The sequence below is a fragment of the Streptomyces sp. NPDC057682 genome, from assembly GCF_042799575.1.
Lineage (GTDB): Bacteria > Actinomycetota > Actinomycetes > Streptomycetales > Streptomycetaceae > Streptomyces.
The window spans coordinates 449066-462968 of record NZ_JBHVIN010000004.1; the positions used below are offsets into that span (position 1 = coordinate 449066).

At 72.8% G+C, this 13903-nt stretch carries 13 protein-coding genes; 10 read left to right on the top strand and 3 right to left on the bottom strand.

Translation table 11 applies throughout. From position 1 onward, the window contains the following. The first annotated feature begins 39 nt into the window (after positions 1-39). Both ACFVDM_RS09560 and ACFVDM_RS09565 read left to right on the top strand, forming a co-directional pair. Complete coding sequence (locus ACFVDM_RS09560; RefSeq protein WP_383635246.1) at positions 40-1302, top strand: sensor histidine kinase; 1263 nt, start codon at positions 40-42, stop codon at positions 1300-1302. Between the two features lie 23 nt (positions 1303-1325). Next, positions 1326-1976: a response regulator gene (locus ACFVDM_RS09565; RefSeq protein ID WP_383635249.1), complete on the top strand. Its 651-nt coding sequence runs from the start codon at positions 1326-1328 to the stop codon at positions 1974-1976. A 21-nt stretch (positions 1977-1997) separates the two neighbouring features. Here the strand turns inward: ACFVDM_RS09565 and glgX are convergent, their stop codons facing one another. After that, on the bottom strand, positions 1998-4208 hold the full coding sequence (gene glgX, locus ACFVDM_RS09570) for a glycogen debranching protein GlgX (protein ID WP_383635253.1): 2211 nt from the start codon (positions 4206-4208) through the stop codon (positions 1998-2000). A gap of 154 nt (positions 4209-4362) precedes the next feature. On the opposite strand from glgX, the gene ACFVDM_RS09575 reads away from it, so the two are divergent. The 6 genes from ACFVDM_RS09575 (at position 4363) to ACFVDM_RS09600 (ending at position 11143) form a co-directional block, all read left to right on the top strand. Then, complete coding sequence (locus ACFVDM_RS09575; protein WP_383635255.1) at positions 4363-5592, top strand: Ig-like domain-containing protein; 1230 nt, start codon at positions 4363-4365, stop codon at positions 5590-5592. A 271-nt stretch (positions 5593-5863) separates the two neighbouring features. Next, a complete protein-coding gene (locus ACFVDM_RS09580) occupies positions 5864-7111 on the top strand; it encodes an Ig-like domain-containing protein (protein ID WP_383635258.1) in 1248 nt (415 codons plus the stop codon). Between the two features lie 86 nt (positions 7112-7197). Further along, a complete protein-coding gene (locus tag ACFVDM_RS09585) occupies positions 7198-7965 on the top strand; it encodes an enoyl-CoA hydratase/isomerase family protein (protein ID WP_383635261.1) in 768 nt (255 codons plus the stop codon). A 279-nt stretch (positions 7966-8244) separates the two neighbouring features. Next, positions 8245-8760, top strand: coding sequence for an ATP-binding protein (locus ACFVDM_RS09590; RefSeq protein WP_383635264.1), 516 nt, complete (start codon positions 8245-8247; stop codon positions 8758-8760). Between the two features lie 389 nt (positions 8761-9149). Next, the gene (locus ACFVDM_RS09595) at positions 9150-9956 is read left to right on the top strand and encodes a polysaccharide deacetylase family protein (protein WP_383635267.1); all 807 of its coding nucleotides are present in this window, start codon (positions 9150-9152) and stop codon (positions 9954-9956) included. After that, positions 9956-11143 carry a hypothetical protein gene (locus ACFVDM_RS09600; protein ID WP_383635269.1) on the top strand — a complete coding sequence of 396 codons (1188 nt, stop codon included), beginning with the start codon at positions 9956-9958 and terminating at the stop codon, positions 11141-11143. The genes ACFVDM_RS09595 and ACFVDM_RS09600 overlap by 1 nt, the downstream gene beginning before the upstream one ends. Positions 11144-11208: 65 nt before the next feature. Here ACFVDM_RS09600 and ACFVDM_RS09605 read toward each other — a convergent pair whose 3' ends face one another. Further along, complete coding sequence (locus ACFVDM_RS09605; protein ID WP_383635272.1) at positions 11209-11850, bottom strand: GNAT family N-acetyltransferase; 642 nt, start codon at positions 11848-11850, stop codon at positions 11209-11211. 138 nt (positions 11851-11988) lie between these two features. Between ACFVDM_RS09605 and ACFVDM_RS09610 the strand changes: the two genes are divergently transcribed. Beyond that, positions 11989-12204 carry an EF-hand domain-containing protein gene (locus ACFVDM_RS09610; protein WP_383635275.1) on the top strand — a complete coding sequence of 72 codons (216 nt, stop codon included), beginning with the start codon at positions 11989-11991 and terminating at the stop codon, positions 12202-12204. Between the two features lie 65 nt (positions 12205-12269). On the opposite strand, the gene ACFVDM_RS09615 is transcribed toward ACFVDM_RS09610, so the two are convergent. Further along, positions 12270-12680: an STAS domain-containing protein gene (locus ACFVDM_RS09615; RefSeq protein ID WP_383635278.1), complete on the bottom strand. Its 411-nt coding sequence runs from the start codon at positions 12678-12680 to the stop codon at positions 12270-12272. Positions 12681-12936: 256 nt separating this feature from the next. On the opposite strand from ACFVDM_RS09615, the gene ACFVDM_RS09620 reads away from it, so the two are divergent. Next, on the top strand, positions 12937-13899 hold the full coding sequence (locus ACFVDM_RS09620) for a CopD family protein (RefSeq protein WP_383635281.1): 963 nt from the start codon (positions 12937-12939) through the stop codon (positions 13897-13899). The last annotated feature ends 4 nt before the right edge of the window (positions 13900-13903 follow it).

The following is a 13903-nucleotide window of genomic DNA, read 5'->3' on the forward strand; positions in this document are numbered from 1 at the left end:
CGGCACGGGGCACACTGTCCGGGGGACGAGGGGGATCCGATGAGCAGTGCGACGACGACGGCCGAGCAGTGGTGGGACCGCTTCTTCCGCTACGGGCCCTACGGCCTGCTCGCCCTCTCCACGGCCGTCGCGGCCGTCACCCGGGGGCTCGTCATGACCGACGCGGGCGTACGGGCCGCCCTGGTGCTCGTCCCGGCGGTGCTCGCCCTCCACCTCGCGTGGACCCGCTACCAGGACCGGGTCCCGAAGGCCCCCGGCTGGGCGGCCCCCGCCTACTTCACCGTCCGCACCCTGCTGGCCTTCGCCCTCAGCTGGTGCAACCCCTTCTTCTCCATCTACGCCGTGCTCGGCTACTTCGACGCCGGCCGGGTGCTGGGGCCCCGGACCATGCGGGCCGGACTGCTGGCCACCGCGGTCATCATGGCAGGCGCGCAGTCCGGCAGCGGTCTGCCGCCCGCCACCCTGATGAACTGGGTCGTCTTCGGCATCGTGCTGGCCGTCCACGCCACCCTCACCATGGTCTTCGCCCAGATCGGCAACCGGGAGGCCGAACAGGCCAGGACCCAGACCGACACCATCACCGCCCTGGAGTCCGCCAACGCCCGCCTCGAACAGGCCCTGGCCGAGAACGCCGGACTCCACGCCCAGCTCCTCGTCCAGGCCCGCGAGGCCGGTGTCGCCGACGAACGCGGCAGGCTCGCCGCCGAGATCCACGACACCATCGCCCAGGGGCTCACCGGCATCATCGCCCAGCTCCAGGCCGCCACCTCCACCCAGGACAGCGATCCCGCACTCGCCCGCGAACACCTGCGCCGCGCCGCCGGCCTGGCCCGCCACAGCCTGGGCGAGGCCCGTCGCTCCGTACAGAACCTCCTCCCGTCCGCGCTGGAACACGACGACCTGCCGGGCGCACTGGAGAAGACCGTCCTCGGCTGGTCGGAACGGACCGGCGTGCGCGCCGACTTCACCGTCACCGGCACCGCGGAACCCCTCCACGACGAGGTCGGCGCCACCCTGCTGCGCATCGCCGAGGAGGCCCTCGCCAACGCGGCGCGGCACGCCCGCGCCACCCGCGCCGGCGTCACCCTCTCCTACATGGACGACGAGGTCTCCCTCGACGTGCGCGACGACGGCCGGGGCTTCGACCCGCACGCCCTGCCCGCCCGCCGGAGCACCGGCGGCTTCGGCCTCGGCGGCATGCGGGCCCGCGCCGAACGCATCGCGGGCACGGTCGAGGTCGAGACCGGACCGGGGCTCGGCACCGCCGTCTGCGCCCGCGTACCGCTGGTGCCGCACCACTGACCCGTCCCGTACCGTGGCGTCCCATGGACCGGGAACCCGCGCGCGTCATCACCCTGATCGTCGTCGACGACCACCCCGTCGTACGGGACGGACTGCGCGGGATGTTCGCCGCGGCCGCGGAGTTCCGGGTGCTCGGCGAGGCAGCCGACGGGGTCGAGGGCGTCGAGATGACCGCCCGGCTCGACCCCGACGTCGTCCTGATGGACCTGCGGATGCCCGGCGGCGACGGCGTCGCGGCCATCACCGAGCTGACCCGCCGCCGGGCCCGCTCCAAGGTCCTCGTCCTCACCACGTACGACACCGACTCCGACACCCTCGCCGCCATCGAGGCCGGCGCCACCGGCTATCTGCTCAAGGACGCCCCGCGCGAGGAGCTGTTCACCGCCGTACGCGCCGCCGCCGACGGCCGGACCGTGCTCTCACCGGCCGTCGCCTCCCGGCTGGTCTCCGCCGTCCGCGCCCCCGCCGCGCCCGGCCACGAGAAGCTGTCCGCCCGCGAACGCGAGGTGCTCGCCCTGGTCGCCAAGGGGACCTCCAACCGGGAGATCGCCGCCGAACTGTTCATCAGCGAGGCCACCGTGAAGACCCACCTCACCCATCTCTTCGCCAAACTGGGCGCCAAGGACCGGGCTGCCGCCGTCGCCGTCGCCTACGAACGCGGCATCCTCGGCTGATCCCCCGGGCGGCCCCGCCCGTCACTCCCGTACCCGCAGCAGCAGCACTGAACGGGCCGGCACCGTCAGCTCCGCACCGCCCCGGTGGACCGTGCCCGGTGCGGAGGACTGCTCCTCCCGCGCGGTGTCCAGCAGGAGTTCGTACGCCCGCGCCCACGGCGGCCCCGGCAGCAGGAACTCCACCGGCTCCGCCCCGGCGTGCAGCACCGCCAGGAAGCTGTCGTCGCTCACCTGCTCGCCCCGGGCGTCCCGCCCCGGAATGTCCCGCCCCGACAGATACAGCCCGACCGTCGCGGTCGGCGCGTACCAGTCGGCCTCCGTCATCTCCGTCCCGCGCGCGGTGAACCACGCCAGGTCCCGCAGCCCGTCCGGGGCCTGCGCCCGGCCGGAGAAGAAGGCCCGTCTGCGCAGCACCGGATGGCGGTGGCGCAGCTCCAGCACCCGGGCCGTGAGCTCCGTCAGCTCCCGCCACCGGGGGTCCTCCAGCAGCGACCAGTCCACCCAGCCGGTCTCGTTGTCCTGGCAGTACGCGTTGTTGTTGCCGCCCTGGGTACGCCCCATCTCGTCCCCGGCGACCAGCATCGGCACCCCGGTCGACAGCAGCAGCGTGGTGAGCAGATTGCGCAGCTGCCGGCGGCGCAGCGCGTTGATCCCGGCGTCGTCGCTCTCGCCCTCCGTGCCGCAGTTCCACGACCGGTTGTCCGAGGTGCCGTCCCGGTTGCCCTCGCCGTTCCCCTCGTTGTGCTTCTGCTCGTAGCTCACCAGATCGCGCAGGGTGAACCCGTCGTGCGCGGTCACGAAGTTCACCGAGGCGTACGGGCGGCGCCCGCCCCACGCGTACAGATCGCTCGACCCGGTCAGCCGGTAGCCGAGGTCCCGTACGTCCGGCAGCGCGCCGCGCCAGAAGTCCCGTACGGCGTCGCGGTAGCGGTCGTTCCACTCCGTCCACAGCGGGGGGAACGCCCCGACCTGGTAGCCGCCGTTGCCCACGTCCCACGGTTCGGCGATCAGCTTCACCCGGCGCAGCACCGGGTCCTGGGCGATCACCGCGAGGAACGGGGAGAGCATGTCCACGTCGTGCATCGAGCGGGCCAGTGCCGCCGCCAGATCGAAGCGGAAGCCGTCCACACCCATCTCGGTCACCCAGTACCGCAGCGAGTCGGTGATCAGCCGCAGCACGTTCGGCTGCACCACGTGCAGGGTGTTGCCGCACCCCGTGTAGTCCGCGTACCGGCGGGCGTCGGCCTGGAGGCGGTAGTAGCCGCGGTTGTCGATGCCGCGCAGCGACAGCATCGGGCCCAGCTCGCCCGCCTCGGCCGTGTGGTTGTAGACGACGTCGAGGATCACCTCGATTCCCGCGTCGTGCAGCGCCCGCACCATCCGCTTGAACTCCCCGACCTGCTGGCCCGCCGTGCCGCTGGCCGAGTAGCCCGCGTGCGGGGCGAAGTAGCCGATCGAGTTGTAGCCCCAGTAGTTGCGCAGCCCCCGCCGCAGCAGATGGTCCTCGTGGGCGAACTGGTGCACCGGCAGCAGCTCCACCGCCGTCACCCCGAGGCGTCGCAGATGGCCGACCGCGGCCGGGTGCGCGAGCCCGGCGTAGGTGCCGCGCAGCTCCGGGGGGATCTCCGGGTGGCGTGCGGTGAAGCCGCGCACATGCAGTTCGTAGATGACGGAGTCGGCCCACGGCGTCTTGGGCCGGCGGTCCTCGGCCCAGTCGTCGTCGTCATGGACGACCACCCCCTTGGGGACGTACGGGGCGGAGTCCCGCTCGTCGCGCACGGTGTCCGCGACCTGCTGCTCGGGCCAGTCCCTCACATGGCCGTACACCTCGGCCGGAAGGGTGAAATCCCCGTCCACGGCTCGGGCGTACGGATCGAGGAGCAGCTTCGCCGCGTTCCACCGGGCGCCGGTCCACGGATCCCAGCGGCCGTGCACCCGGTAGCCGTAACGCCGGCCGGGCCGGACGCCGGGCACGAAGCCGTGCCAGACCTCATGGGTCAGCTCCGTCAGCGGACAGCGGATCTCCGTGCCGTCCTCGTCGAAGAGACAGAGCTCCACCGCCTCCGCACCTCCCGCCCACAGGGCGAAGTTGGTGCCCGCGACCCCGTCGGGGCCCACCCGGAACCGGGCCCCCAGCGGCATCGGGGCCCCCGGCCACACGGGGACGGGGGAGCCCGCGCCCGGCCCGGGCCCCGTTCTCGGGGCCGTCTCCTGCTCGGCTGCGCTCGACACCTGCACGCCTCCCGCGGCTCGTGGGGACCGGCCCCGGAAAGGGGGCGCGTGGCGTCCCGGCCGCGGCTCCCCGTGTGTCGTCGTCCCCTCTCTTCTGCCCACGAGCGGCCCCGCACTCACGTTTCCCTCCGGCCGCCCCCGTCGTTGGGGGGACGTGAACCACGTAGCGAAGAAGGCAGGGACGGGCCCGGCGACCGGGCCGGCACGCGCCGCGCTGCTCGCCGTACTGGCCGCGCTGGCCGTGCTGACCGGCTGTTCGGGCACGGGCACGCTCATCGGCGGGAAGTCCGGGCAGGCGGACGGCACCATCCGGGTCACGCCCGAGGACGGGGCGCGGAACGTCGCGGCCGACCGGCGCGTGACCGTGTCGGTCCCCGACGGGCGGCTGGAGAGTGTGCGGGTGACCCGGATCGAGGACGCGCAGCGGCAGGAGGTGCGCGGGCTCATCGCCGAGGACGGGCGGTCCTGGGCCCCGCAGGGGACGGGAGGCCGGCTGGGGCTGGCCGCCAAGTACAGCGTCGACGCGGTGGCGGTGGACGGCCGGGGCCGGCGCTCGGCGCGCCACACCACGTTCACCACGGTGGTCCCCGAGCACCGCTTCATCGGCTACTTCAAGCCGGAGAACCGCTCGACCGTCGGCACCGGGATGATCGTCTCGTTCGCGTTCAGCAGCCCCGTCACCCGCCGGGCGGCCGTGCAGCGGGCGATCCGGGTGCGCTCCGACCCGCCGGTCGAGGTGGTGGGGCACTGGTTCGGGAAGACCCGGCTGGACTTCCGCCCGCAGGCGTACTGGCGGCCCGGTACGGAGGTGACCGTGGACGTGGGGCTGCGCGATGTGGAGGGGGCGCCGGGGGTGTTCGGCAGCCAGCGCAAGACGGTCCGGTTCACCGTGGGCCGGGAGCAGATCTCCCGGGTGGACTCGGCCGCGCACACCATGGAGGTGCGCCGCGACGGGCGGCTCGTCGCGACGGTCCCCGTCACCGCGGGCTCCCCGACCACCACCACGTACAACGGGCGGATGGTCGTCTCCGAGATGCACGAGGAGACGCGGATGGACGGGCGGACCGTCGGTTTCGGCGGCGAGTACGACATCAAGGACGTCCCGCACGCCATCCGGCTCACCGACTCCGGGACCTTCCTGCACGGCAACTACTGGTCCGACGACGACATTTTCGGCTCGGAGAACGTCAGCCACGGCTGCATCGGGCTGCGCGACGTCCGGGGCGGCGGCGGTGACACCCCGGCCGGCTGGTTCTTCGACCGGACCCTCGTCGGGGACGTCGTCGAGGTCGTCAACTCACCGGACAAGAAGGTCGCTCCGGACAACGGACTGGGCGGCTGGAACATGGACTGGGCACGATGGAAGGCGGGTTCCGCGCTCTGATCCCCTCGGGGGGCGTACGCGGGAGCGCAACGACGGCGCGGCCACCACGGCCGCGCCGTCGCCGTATCCACCGCCCGGGACGTCCGCACCGCTGCGACCAGGTGAACTCCCGGGGTGAGTTGGGACGGAACGGTGACATTCGCGAGGCGAAATGCCCACTGTCGGTGTGATTATCTTTTCGCTGAGCGCGCATGTGCAGCGCGCGGGGGCAGGAGCCCGAGGGCTCCCATGACCTTGGCACGGCCGGGCCGTGTGAGGGGAGACGACCACATTGAACGGGCAGCCGATATCGGGGGCATCGGCCGGGGCGGGCAACAGGCGACGGGGGCGTGGGGCCACCGGACTGTCGGCTCTGGCGCTGGGTGCGTTGCTGATGCTGGTGACGGCGTGCGGCGGGGGAGACGGCGACGCGGGCAAGGGCGGCAAGGCCGGTGCGCGGTCCGACGACACGGCCGCCTCGCAGGCCGTCGTGAACATCGTGCCGAAGGACGGGGCCGATTCCGTCGCCACGAACGGGGCGCTGAAGATCTCCGCCGAGCAGGGGAAGCTCGCGACGGTCAAGGTCTCGGACCCGAAGGGGGCCGAGGTCGAGGGGAAGATCGCGGCAGACGGCGCGAGCTGGGTGCCGGACCACCATCTGGCCGCCGCCACCAAGTACAAGGTGCACGCGGTCGCCAAGGACGCCAAGGGCCGTGAGTCGGCGAAGGACACCACCTTCACCACGCTGGTCCCGCAGAACACCTTCATCGGGCAGTACACGCCCGAGGACGGTTCGACGGTCGGCGTCGGCATGCCGGTCTCGATCCACTTCACCCGGGGCATCACCGACCCCGAGGCCGTCGAGAACGCCATCAAGGTGACGGCCGAGCCCGCCGTCGACATCCAGGGGCACTGGTTCGGCAACGACCGGCTGGACTTCCGCCCCGAGCGGTACTGGGCCGCGGGCACCAAGGTGACCGTCAAGCTGAACCTGGACGGCGTCGAGGGGCGGCCGGGGGTCTACGGCAAGCAGGCCAAGACGGTCTCCTTCACGATCGGGCGCAGCCAGGTCAGCACCGTCGACGCCGAGACGCACCGGATGAAGGTCGTCCGCGACGGGCAGCAGATCAAGGACATCCCGATCTCGGCGGGCGCCCCGGCGACCACCACGTACAACGGCCAGATGGTCATCAGCGAGAAGCTGAAGGTGACCCGGATGAACGGGGACACCGTCGGCTTCGGCGGTGAGTACGACATCAAGGACGTGCCGCACGCGATGCGCCTGTCCACCTCGGGCACCTTCATCCACGGCAACTACTGGGGCGGATCCGGCATCTTCGGCTCCACCAACACCAGCCACGGCTGCGTGGGCCTCCAGGACAGCCGCGGCGCCGGCGACCCGAGCACCCCGGCGGCGTGGTTCTTCGACCACTCCCTCATCGGTGACGTCGTGGTCGTCAAGAACTCCCACGACAAGACGATCCAGCCGGACAACGGCCTCAACGGCTGGAACATGGCCTGGTCGGAGTGGACCGCGTAGTCGTTCCGTACCGAACGGGGACGGGCCCGGTGCTGTGACCAACGGCACCGGGCCCGTTCATGTGAGCGCCGGTTAACCTGCGGGGCATGACCGTAACCCTCGAAGCAAGCGGCGGCGTCGGCACCATCCGGCTGGACCGGCCGCCCATGAACGCCCTGGACGTCGCCACCCAGGACCGGCTGCGCGAACTGGCCGAGGAGGCCACCCGGCGCGACGACGTGCGGGCCGTGGTGCTCTACGGCGGCGAGAAGGTGTTCGCGGCCGGCGCGGACATCAAGGAGATGCAGCGGATGGACCATCCGGCGATGGTCGCCCGGTCCAAGGCGCTCCAGGACTCCTTCACCGCGGTGGCCCGCATCCCCAAGCCCGTGGTCGCGGCCGTCACCGGCTACGCGCTGGGCGGCGGCTGCGAACTCGCCCTGTGCGCCGACTTCCGGATCGCCGGGGACAACGCCCGCCTCGGCCAGCCGGAGATCCTCCTCGGGCTGATCCCCGGCGCGGGCGGCACCCAGCGGCTCGCCCGGCTGGTGGGCCCCGCCAAGGCCAAGGACCTGATCTTCACGGGCCGACATGTGAAGGCCGACGAGGCGCTGTCCATGGGGCTGGTGGACCGGGTGGTGCCCGCCGCCGAGGTGTACGAGCAGGCGCACGCCTGGGCCGCCAAGCTGGCGAAGGGGCCCGCCCTCGCGCTCCGCGCCGCCAAGGAGTCGGTGGACGCGGGCCTGGAGACGGACATCGACACGGGGCTGACGATCGAGCGCACCTGGTTCGCCGGGCTGTTCGCCACCGAGGACCGCGAGCGCGGCATGCGCAGCTTCGTGGAGGACGGTCCGGGCAAGGCCGAGTTCCTCTGACCCCCGGGGCCCTGTCGGACGCCCCCGGCCGAACGCGCGTGGGGAACGGATCCGGCGGCGTTCATCCGTGTGGGCGGATTAGCTGAGCCTTAAGGCAACCTTAAGGCTCAGCCTTCCGTCCGCCGTCGCCAGGCCCGTCGGGCCTGGCGTTTTCGCAGTTCAGGGACGCTCCGAAGGGGTGCATTCTGCCGCTGGCATATGCCTGAAGCCCACACCGGAATCCCTGATTCCGGGTCAGGGATTCCTCCGGAACGGCCCCCGGGGCCTCCGCGTGCCGCCATGATGGTGTGCATGGCGGGCCTGGAGGGTGTGGAGCAGCCGCGACCGCGCGGCAGCGCGACGGCGGCACGGATGAAGCCGGCCGTCGAGGACGAACAGGCGTTCAAAGCGCTGGAGTTGTTCGGAAATCCGACGGAGGCGGAGGTCCGGCTGCCGTCCCGTCCGGAGTCCGCGGCCACGGCCCGGCGGATCACCTCGTGCGTGGTGCTGCGGCAGTGGGGACTCTCCCCGCAGATCGCCGAGCATGCCGTCCTGCTGGTCTCCGAACTCGTCGGGAACGCCGTGCGGCACACGGGCGCCCGGGTCTTCGGCTTACGGATGATGCGCCGCCGGGGCTGGATCCGGATCGAGGTGCGCGACCCGTCGCGCGGTCTTCCCTGTCTGATGCCGGTCCAGGCGATGGATATCAGCGGACGCGGTCTGTTTCTGGTCGACAAGCTCTCCGACCGGTGGGGGGTGGATCTGCTGCCGCGCGGCAAGACCACCTGGTTCGAGATGCGGATCTCCGACCGCTGAGCCGGGCGCGCCCGGGTGCACAGAAGCCCCCGGACGGCCGTGGTGCGGCGCCTGCGGGGGCTTCTGTGTGGGGGACCGTGAAGTGGGGGTGTGTTCACGGCCGCTTGGTGACGACCTGGCCCGGGTCAAGGGGGTCGTGTCACCGACTATGGCAGACGGATGACTCCTTCGCCAAAGCCGCAACGCTCCCATTTAGGTAAAGAACCGGACATTTCTGCAATGAATCGCAGGTGTGTTGGGTCACTCGCCTGCAAACCATTGAACATACCGGGATTCTCCCGAGTGATTCATTGATCGTCCGCAGGGTGGACGCGCGCATCCGTGTGGGCTCCACGGCGCCACCGGACCAATAGTGAGATTTCCGGCAAAGCGGTTCTACTGTTCCGCGTATGAACGTCCCCGACGGACCGCTGCGCCGCCGCGAGGCCCTGCGCGCGGGTGCCGGAGCCGCCCTGGTCACGGCACTCGCCTCCGGCTGCGCCGGCCCTGCCCCGGCCGACCGCGCGGTGGCGTCCCCCGCCGCCCCGGAGGCGGCCCGGCCGTCCCCCGGCACCGGTGCGCACGCCCCCGCCCCCGCGCCCCGGCGCTTCCCCGGACAGCCCGCGCAGATCGACCACGGCCCCCGCGACCGTGCCCGGGTCGCCCTCACCTTCCACGGCCAGGGCGACCCCGCCGTCGCCGAGGCCGTGCTGGCCGAGGCCGAACGCGCCGGCGCCCGCGTCACCGTCCTCGCCGTCGGCAGCTGGCTCGACGCCCACCCCGCCCTGGCCCGCCGCGTCCTCGACGGCGGCCACGACCTCGGCAACCACACCCAGCACCACATCGACATCTCCGCGCTCGACGAGACCCGGGCGTACGCCGAGATCACCGACTGCGCCCGGCGGCTGCGCCGGCTCACCGGCTCCATCGGCACCTGGTTCCGGCCCTCCCGGGCCCAGGACGCCACCCCGCTCGTCCGGCGGCTCGCCGCCCGTGCCGGATACCCGCACGTCCTCTCGTACGACGTGGACTCCCTCGACTTCACCTCGCCCGGCGCCGCGGCCGTCACCCGCACGGTGACCGGGCAGATCCGCAACGGGTCGGTGGTGAGCCTGCACTTCGGCTACGCGGACACGGTCGCCGCGCTGCCCAATCTCCTCGCCGAACTCGACCGCCGCGGACTGCGCGCGGTGACGACCACGGAGCTGCTGACCTGATGCCTCCCACCACGACCCGTACCGCCGCCCTGCTCGGCGGGGTCCTCCTCGCCGCGCTCACCGCCTGCGGAACCTCCCCCGACCGGGCCGCGCACTCCACGTCCACGGAGGCCGCCGCCCCCGCCCGTCGTGAACCCGTCACCCCGGCCGCGCCACCCGGACTGCCCGGCATGCCGCCGGTGCTCGACCCCCACAACATCTACGCGGCCGACGCCCCGGGCAAGCTGTCGCCCGTCGTCCGGGACTTCCCCTCCCGCGTCTACGTGCCCAACACCAACTCCAACACCGTGACGGTCATCGACCCCGCCACCTACAAGGTCGTAGAGACCATCCCGGTCGGCCGCCAGCCCCAGCACGTCGTGCCCTCCTGGGACCTGAAGACGCTCTGGGTCAACAACGACCTCGGCGACAGCCTCACCCCGATCGACCCCGCCACCGGCAAGGCCGGAAAGACGGTCGACGTGTCCGACCCGTACAACCTGTACTTCACCCCGAACGGGAAGTACGCCGTCGTCATGGCCTCCATGGACCGCCAGCTCGTCTTCCGCGACGCGCACACCATGAAGACCGCCAAGGCGCTGCCGGTGAGCTGCGCGGGCGTCAACCACGCCGACTTCTCCGCCGACGGCCGGTACTTCATCGTCTCCTGCGAGTTCTCCGGCGACCTGCTGAAGGTCGACACCGAGAAGATGGAGGTCGTCGGGCAGCAGAAACTGCCCTTCCAGGGGGCCATGCCCCAGGACGTGAAGCTCTCGCCCGACGGCGGCACCTTCTACATCGCGGACATGATGGCCGACGGCGTCTGGGTGCTGGACGGGAAGAAGTTCACCACCCCGAAACTGCTGCACACCGGCAAGGGCTGCCACGGCCTCTACGTCAGCCGCGACGCCCAGGAGATGTACATCTCCAACCGGGGCGAGGGCTCGGTCTCCGTCTTCGACTTCGCCCGGAAGAAGCTGACGAAGAAGTGGCACCTGCCGAACGGCGGCAGCCCCGACATGGGCGGAGTCTCCGCCGACGGCAAGGTCCTGTGGCTGTCGGGACGCTACAACGCCGAGGTGTACGCGATCGACACCACCAGCGGCAAGCAGCTGGCCCGCATCCCGGTCGGCAGCGGACCGCACGGCCTCGCGGTCTACCCGCAGCCCGGCCGCTACTCGCTCGGCCACACCGGCGTCTTCCGCTGACCCGGACTGCCATGACCCGATCCGGCCCGACCGGTGGCCCGGCCCGCACGGGGCCGGGCCACCGGTCAGCCCGCGACCAGCAGCGCCTCCGAACCCACCGGCCTGAACCCCGCCGCCTGGAACGTCCGCACACTGCGGGCGTTCCCCGGCGACTGCTGCGCCCACACCACCGCGTCCGGAACCAACTGCCGGGCCGCGCGCGCCAGCCGGACGCCCAGCCCCCGGCCGCGCGCCTCCTCGGCCACCTCGACGGCGGTCTCCCAGCGCCCGGCGACACCGCGGCCGAGGATCAGCACCCCGCCCTCGGTGCCCCACACCCGTACCTCGTCGCGGTACTTCATCGCCCGTGCCACCCGCGGGTGTTCGGGATCGCGGATCTCGCGCAGCTCCACCTCCGGCCCGCCGGGCAGCGCGGCGGCGGCCGTCAGCAGGTCGATGGTGTTCATGTGCCGGCCGGTCCGGGCCGCCAGGGCGGTCAGGAACGCCGGGTTCATCGTCGCGGCCAGCGCGTCCCCGGGGGTCGCGGCCAGCGTGGCGCGCACCCACGCCGGGTCCTCGTCGAGGAAGACCACCGAATGCGCGGTCAGGGCCAGCACCCCGGCGTCCCGGCCGTTCGGCTGCGGCACGACGGTCGTGCCGCCGTCCGCCGCGGGGAAGTGCCCCCGAGCCGCCGCCTCCAGGACCCGCCCCAGCGCCGCCGTGTCCATCGTTCCGTGCTCCCCCGCTCGGTGACCGCCGCCGGACGGCGGACGGACCACCCATGATCGAGGACCGGCCCCCGCACGGGCCATCCGGGGCGCCCGATAATCTGACCGTCGTCAGACAGTCATACGAAGGGGTGGAACGTGGCGGACATCGAGTCGGCGCGCAAGGCATTCGAGCGGTACGACCTGAACGGCGACGGGCTGATCTCGGCCGCCGAGTACAAGAGCGTCATGGCTCAGCTGGGTGACCCCTACGTCACCGAGCCGGTCGCCCAGGCCGTGATCAACTCGCACGACGCCAACGGGGACGGCCTTCTCACCTTCGAGGAGTTCTGGGCCGCGCAGAACAAGGCCTGACCTCCGGGCCGGACCCACCGGCGTCCGGGAGGCCCGGGGCCCCCGGCCGCACCGGGGGCCGCCGCTCAGGTCCCGGCCGCCGCCGCGGTCCCGGGCCCCCGGAAGACCTCGTCCGGAGTGGCCACCGGACGGAACAGATCGTGCAGCCGCCCGGCCCGGAGCAGCCGGAGGATCCTCGGGCAGTCGCACACCAGCGAGAACCGTCCATCACGGTCCAGCGCCCGTCTGCGGGCCCGGCACAGCAGGCTGAGCCCCGAGCAGTCGAGGAAGCTCACCTCCGACAGATCCACCACCAGGTCCGGTGCGTTCTGTGCCGTGGCCCCGTCCAGGGCCGGTCCGATGAGCGCGGCGGTCGCGAGGTCGATCTCGTCGCGCAGGGCCACCACCGTGCGTCCGTCGCGGCGGTACACCCTGCCGCACGGCTCGGGGAGCGGGGCGGGCACGGGGGCGGCCGTGGGGGCCGGCGTGTGGGTCATGGGGGCCTCTCCTCGCAGCGACGGGCCCGCCGGGGGTGATGCGGACCCGAAGGACAGTCGGTGGGGTGACGGTCGGTGAGGTGACAGTCGGTGAACCTAACCCGGGGGTCGCCCGCACCGCGACGCAGAAACGTTCGCGCGTCCCGCAATGCCTTCTTCCGGGTGAACGTCCGAGGATCCCATGGACAGGGACCGGCCTTCGCATGGTTGCCAGTCGGAGTCTTCACAGGCTCGTCAGTCGGAAGGGGAGCGGGCGATGATCCCGACCCGTGCGCCCGCGACCGGGCGCCGGCGGCCGAGAACGGCCGCGCTCGTCGTCGCGGGGGCCGCGCTCTGCGCCGTGGCGGCGGCCCTGCTCGGCACCGATGCCGTCGGCCGAGGCACCGGTGAACTGCGGATACCCGGCGCCGGAACCGCCGTCCTGCTCCGGACCGCCCTGTTCGCGGCGCTCGCCGTGCACATCGGCGCCCTCGCGCTCGGCCCGCTCGTCCGCTCCGTACCCGGCCGGCCCCGCACCCTCCCGCCCTCCTGGGCCGTCGCCGCCTCGGCCGTCGGCGCGCTCGCGGCGGCCGGGCAGATCGTGCGCCTGGCCCGGATCAGCGGCCTCGGCCTCGTCGAGACCTACGGCACCCGCGAGGGCGGGCTCCTGCTCCTCGTCGCCAACGGCTTCGCCCTCGCGGCCTGCTGTGCGGCGAGCCGCCGGCCCGCGCTCGCCGCCGCACCGCTGGCCCTGGCCGTCGGCGCCGAGGCGCTGCGCGCCCACCCCGAGGCGTACACCCCGCTCGTCGGCGCCGCCCTCACCGTCGTCCATCTGACCGCCGCCTCCCTCTGGGCGGGCGGACTCCTCCAGGTGCTCCGCACCATGCGCCACTGGCGCACCGCCCCCGCCGCGGCCCGCGCCCTCCTCGGCCGCTACGCCCGGCTGGCCGTCTGGCCGTACGCCGCCCTCGCCGTGACCGGTACGTGCAGCGCGCTGCGCCGGCTGCCCGCGGAGGTGGTGTTCACCTCCGCGTACGGCAGGACCCTGCTGGCCAAGCTCGCGCTGATGGCCGTGGTCAGCGTGCTGGCCCTGGCGGCGCGCCGAAGGCTGGCCCGGGACGGCGGTCCGGAGGGGGCCCGGCGCGCGGCCCTGCGCGAGGGGGCCGCCCTCGGGGCGGTCGTGCTGGTGTCGGCGGTGCTGACGGTCGTGCCCGATCCGCACTGGATCGCCACCCGCTGAGCGC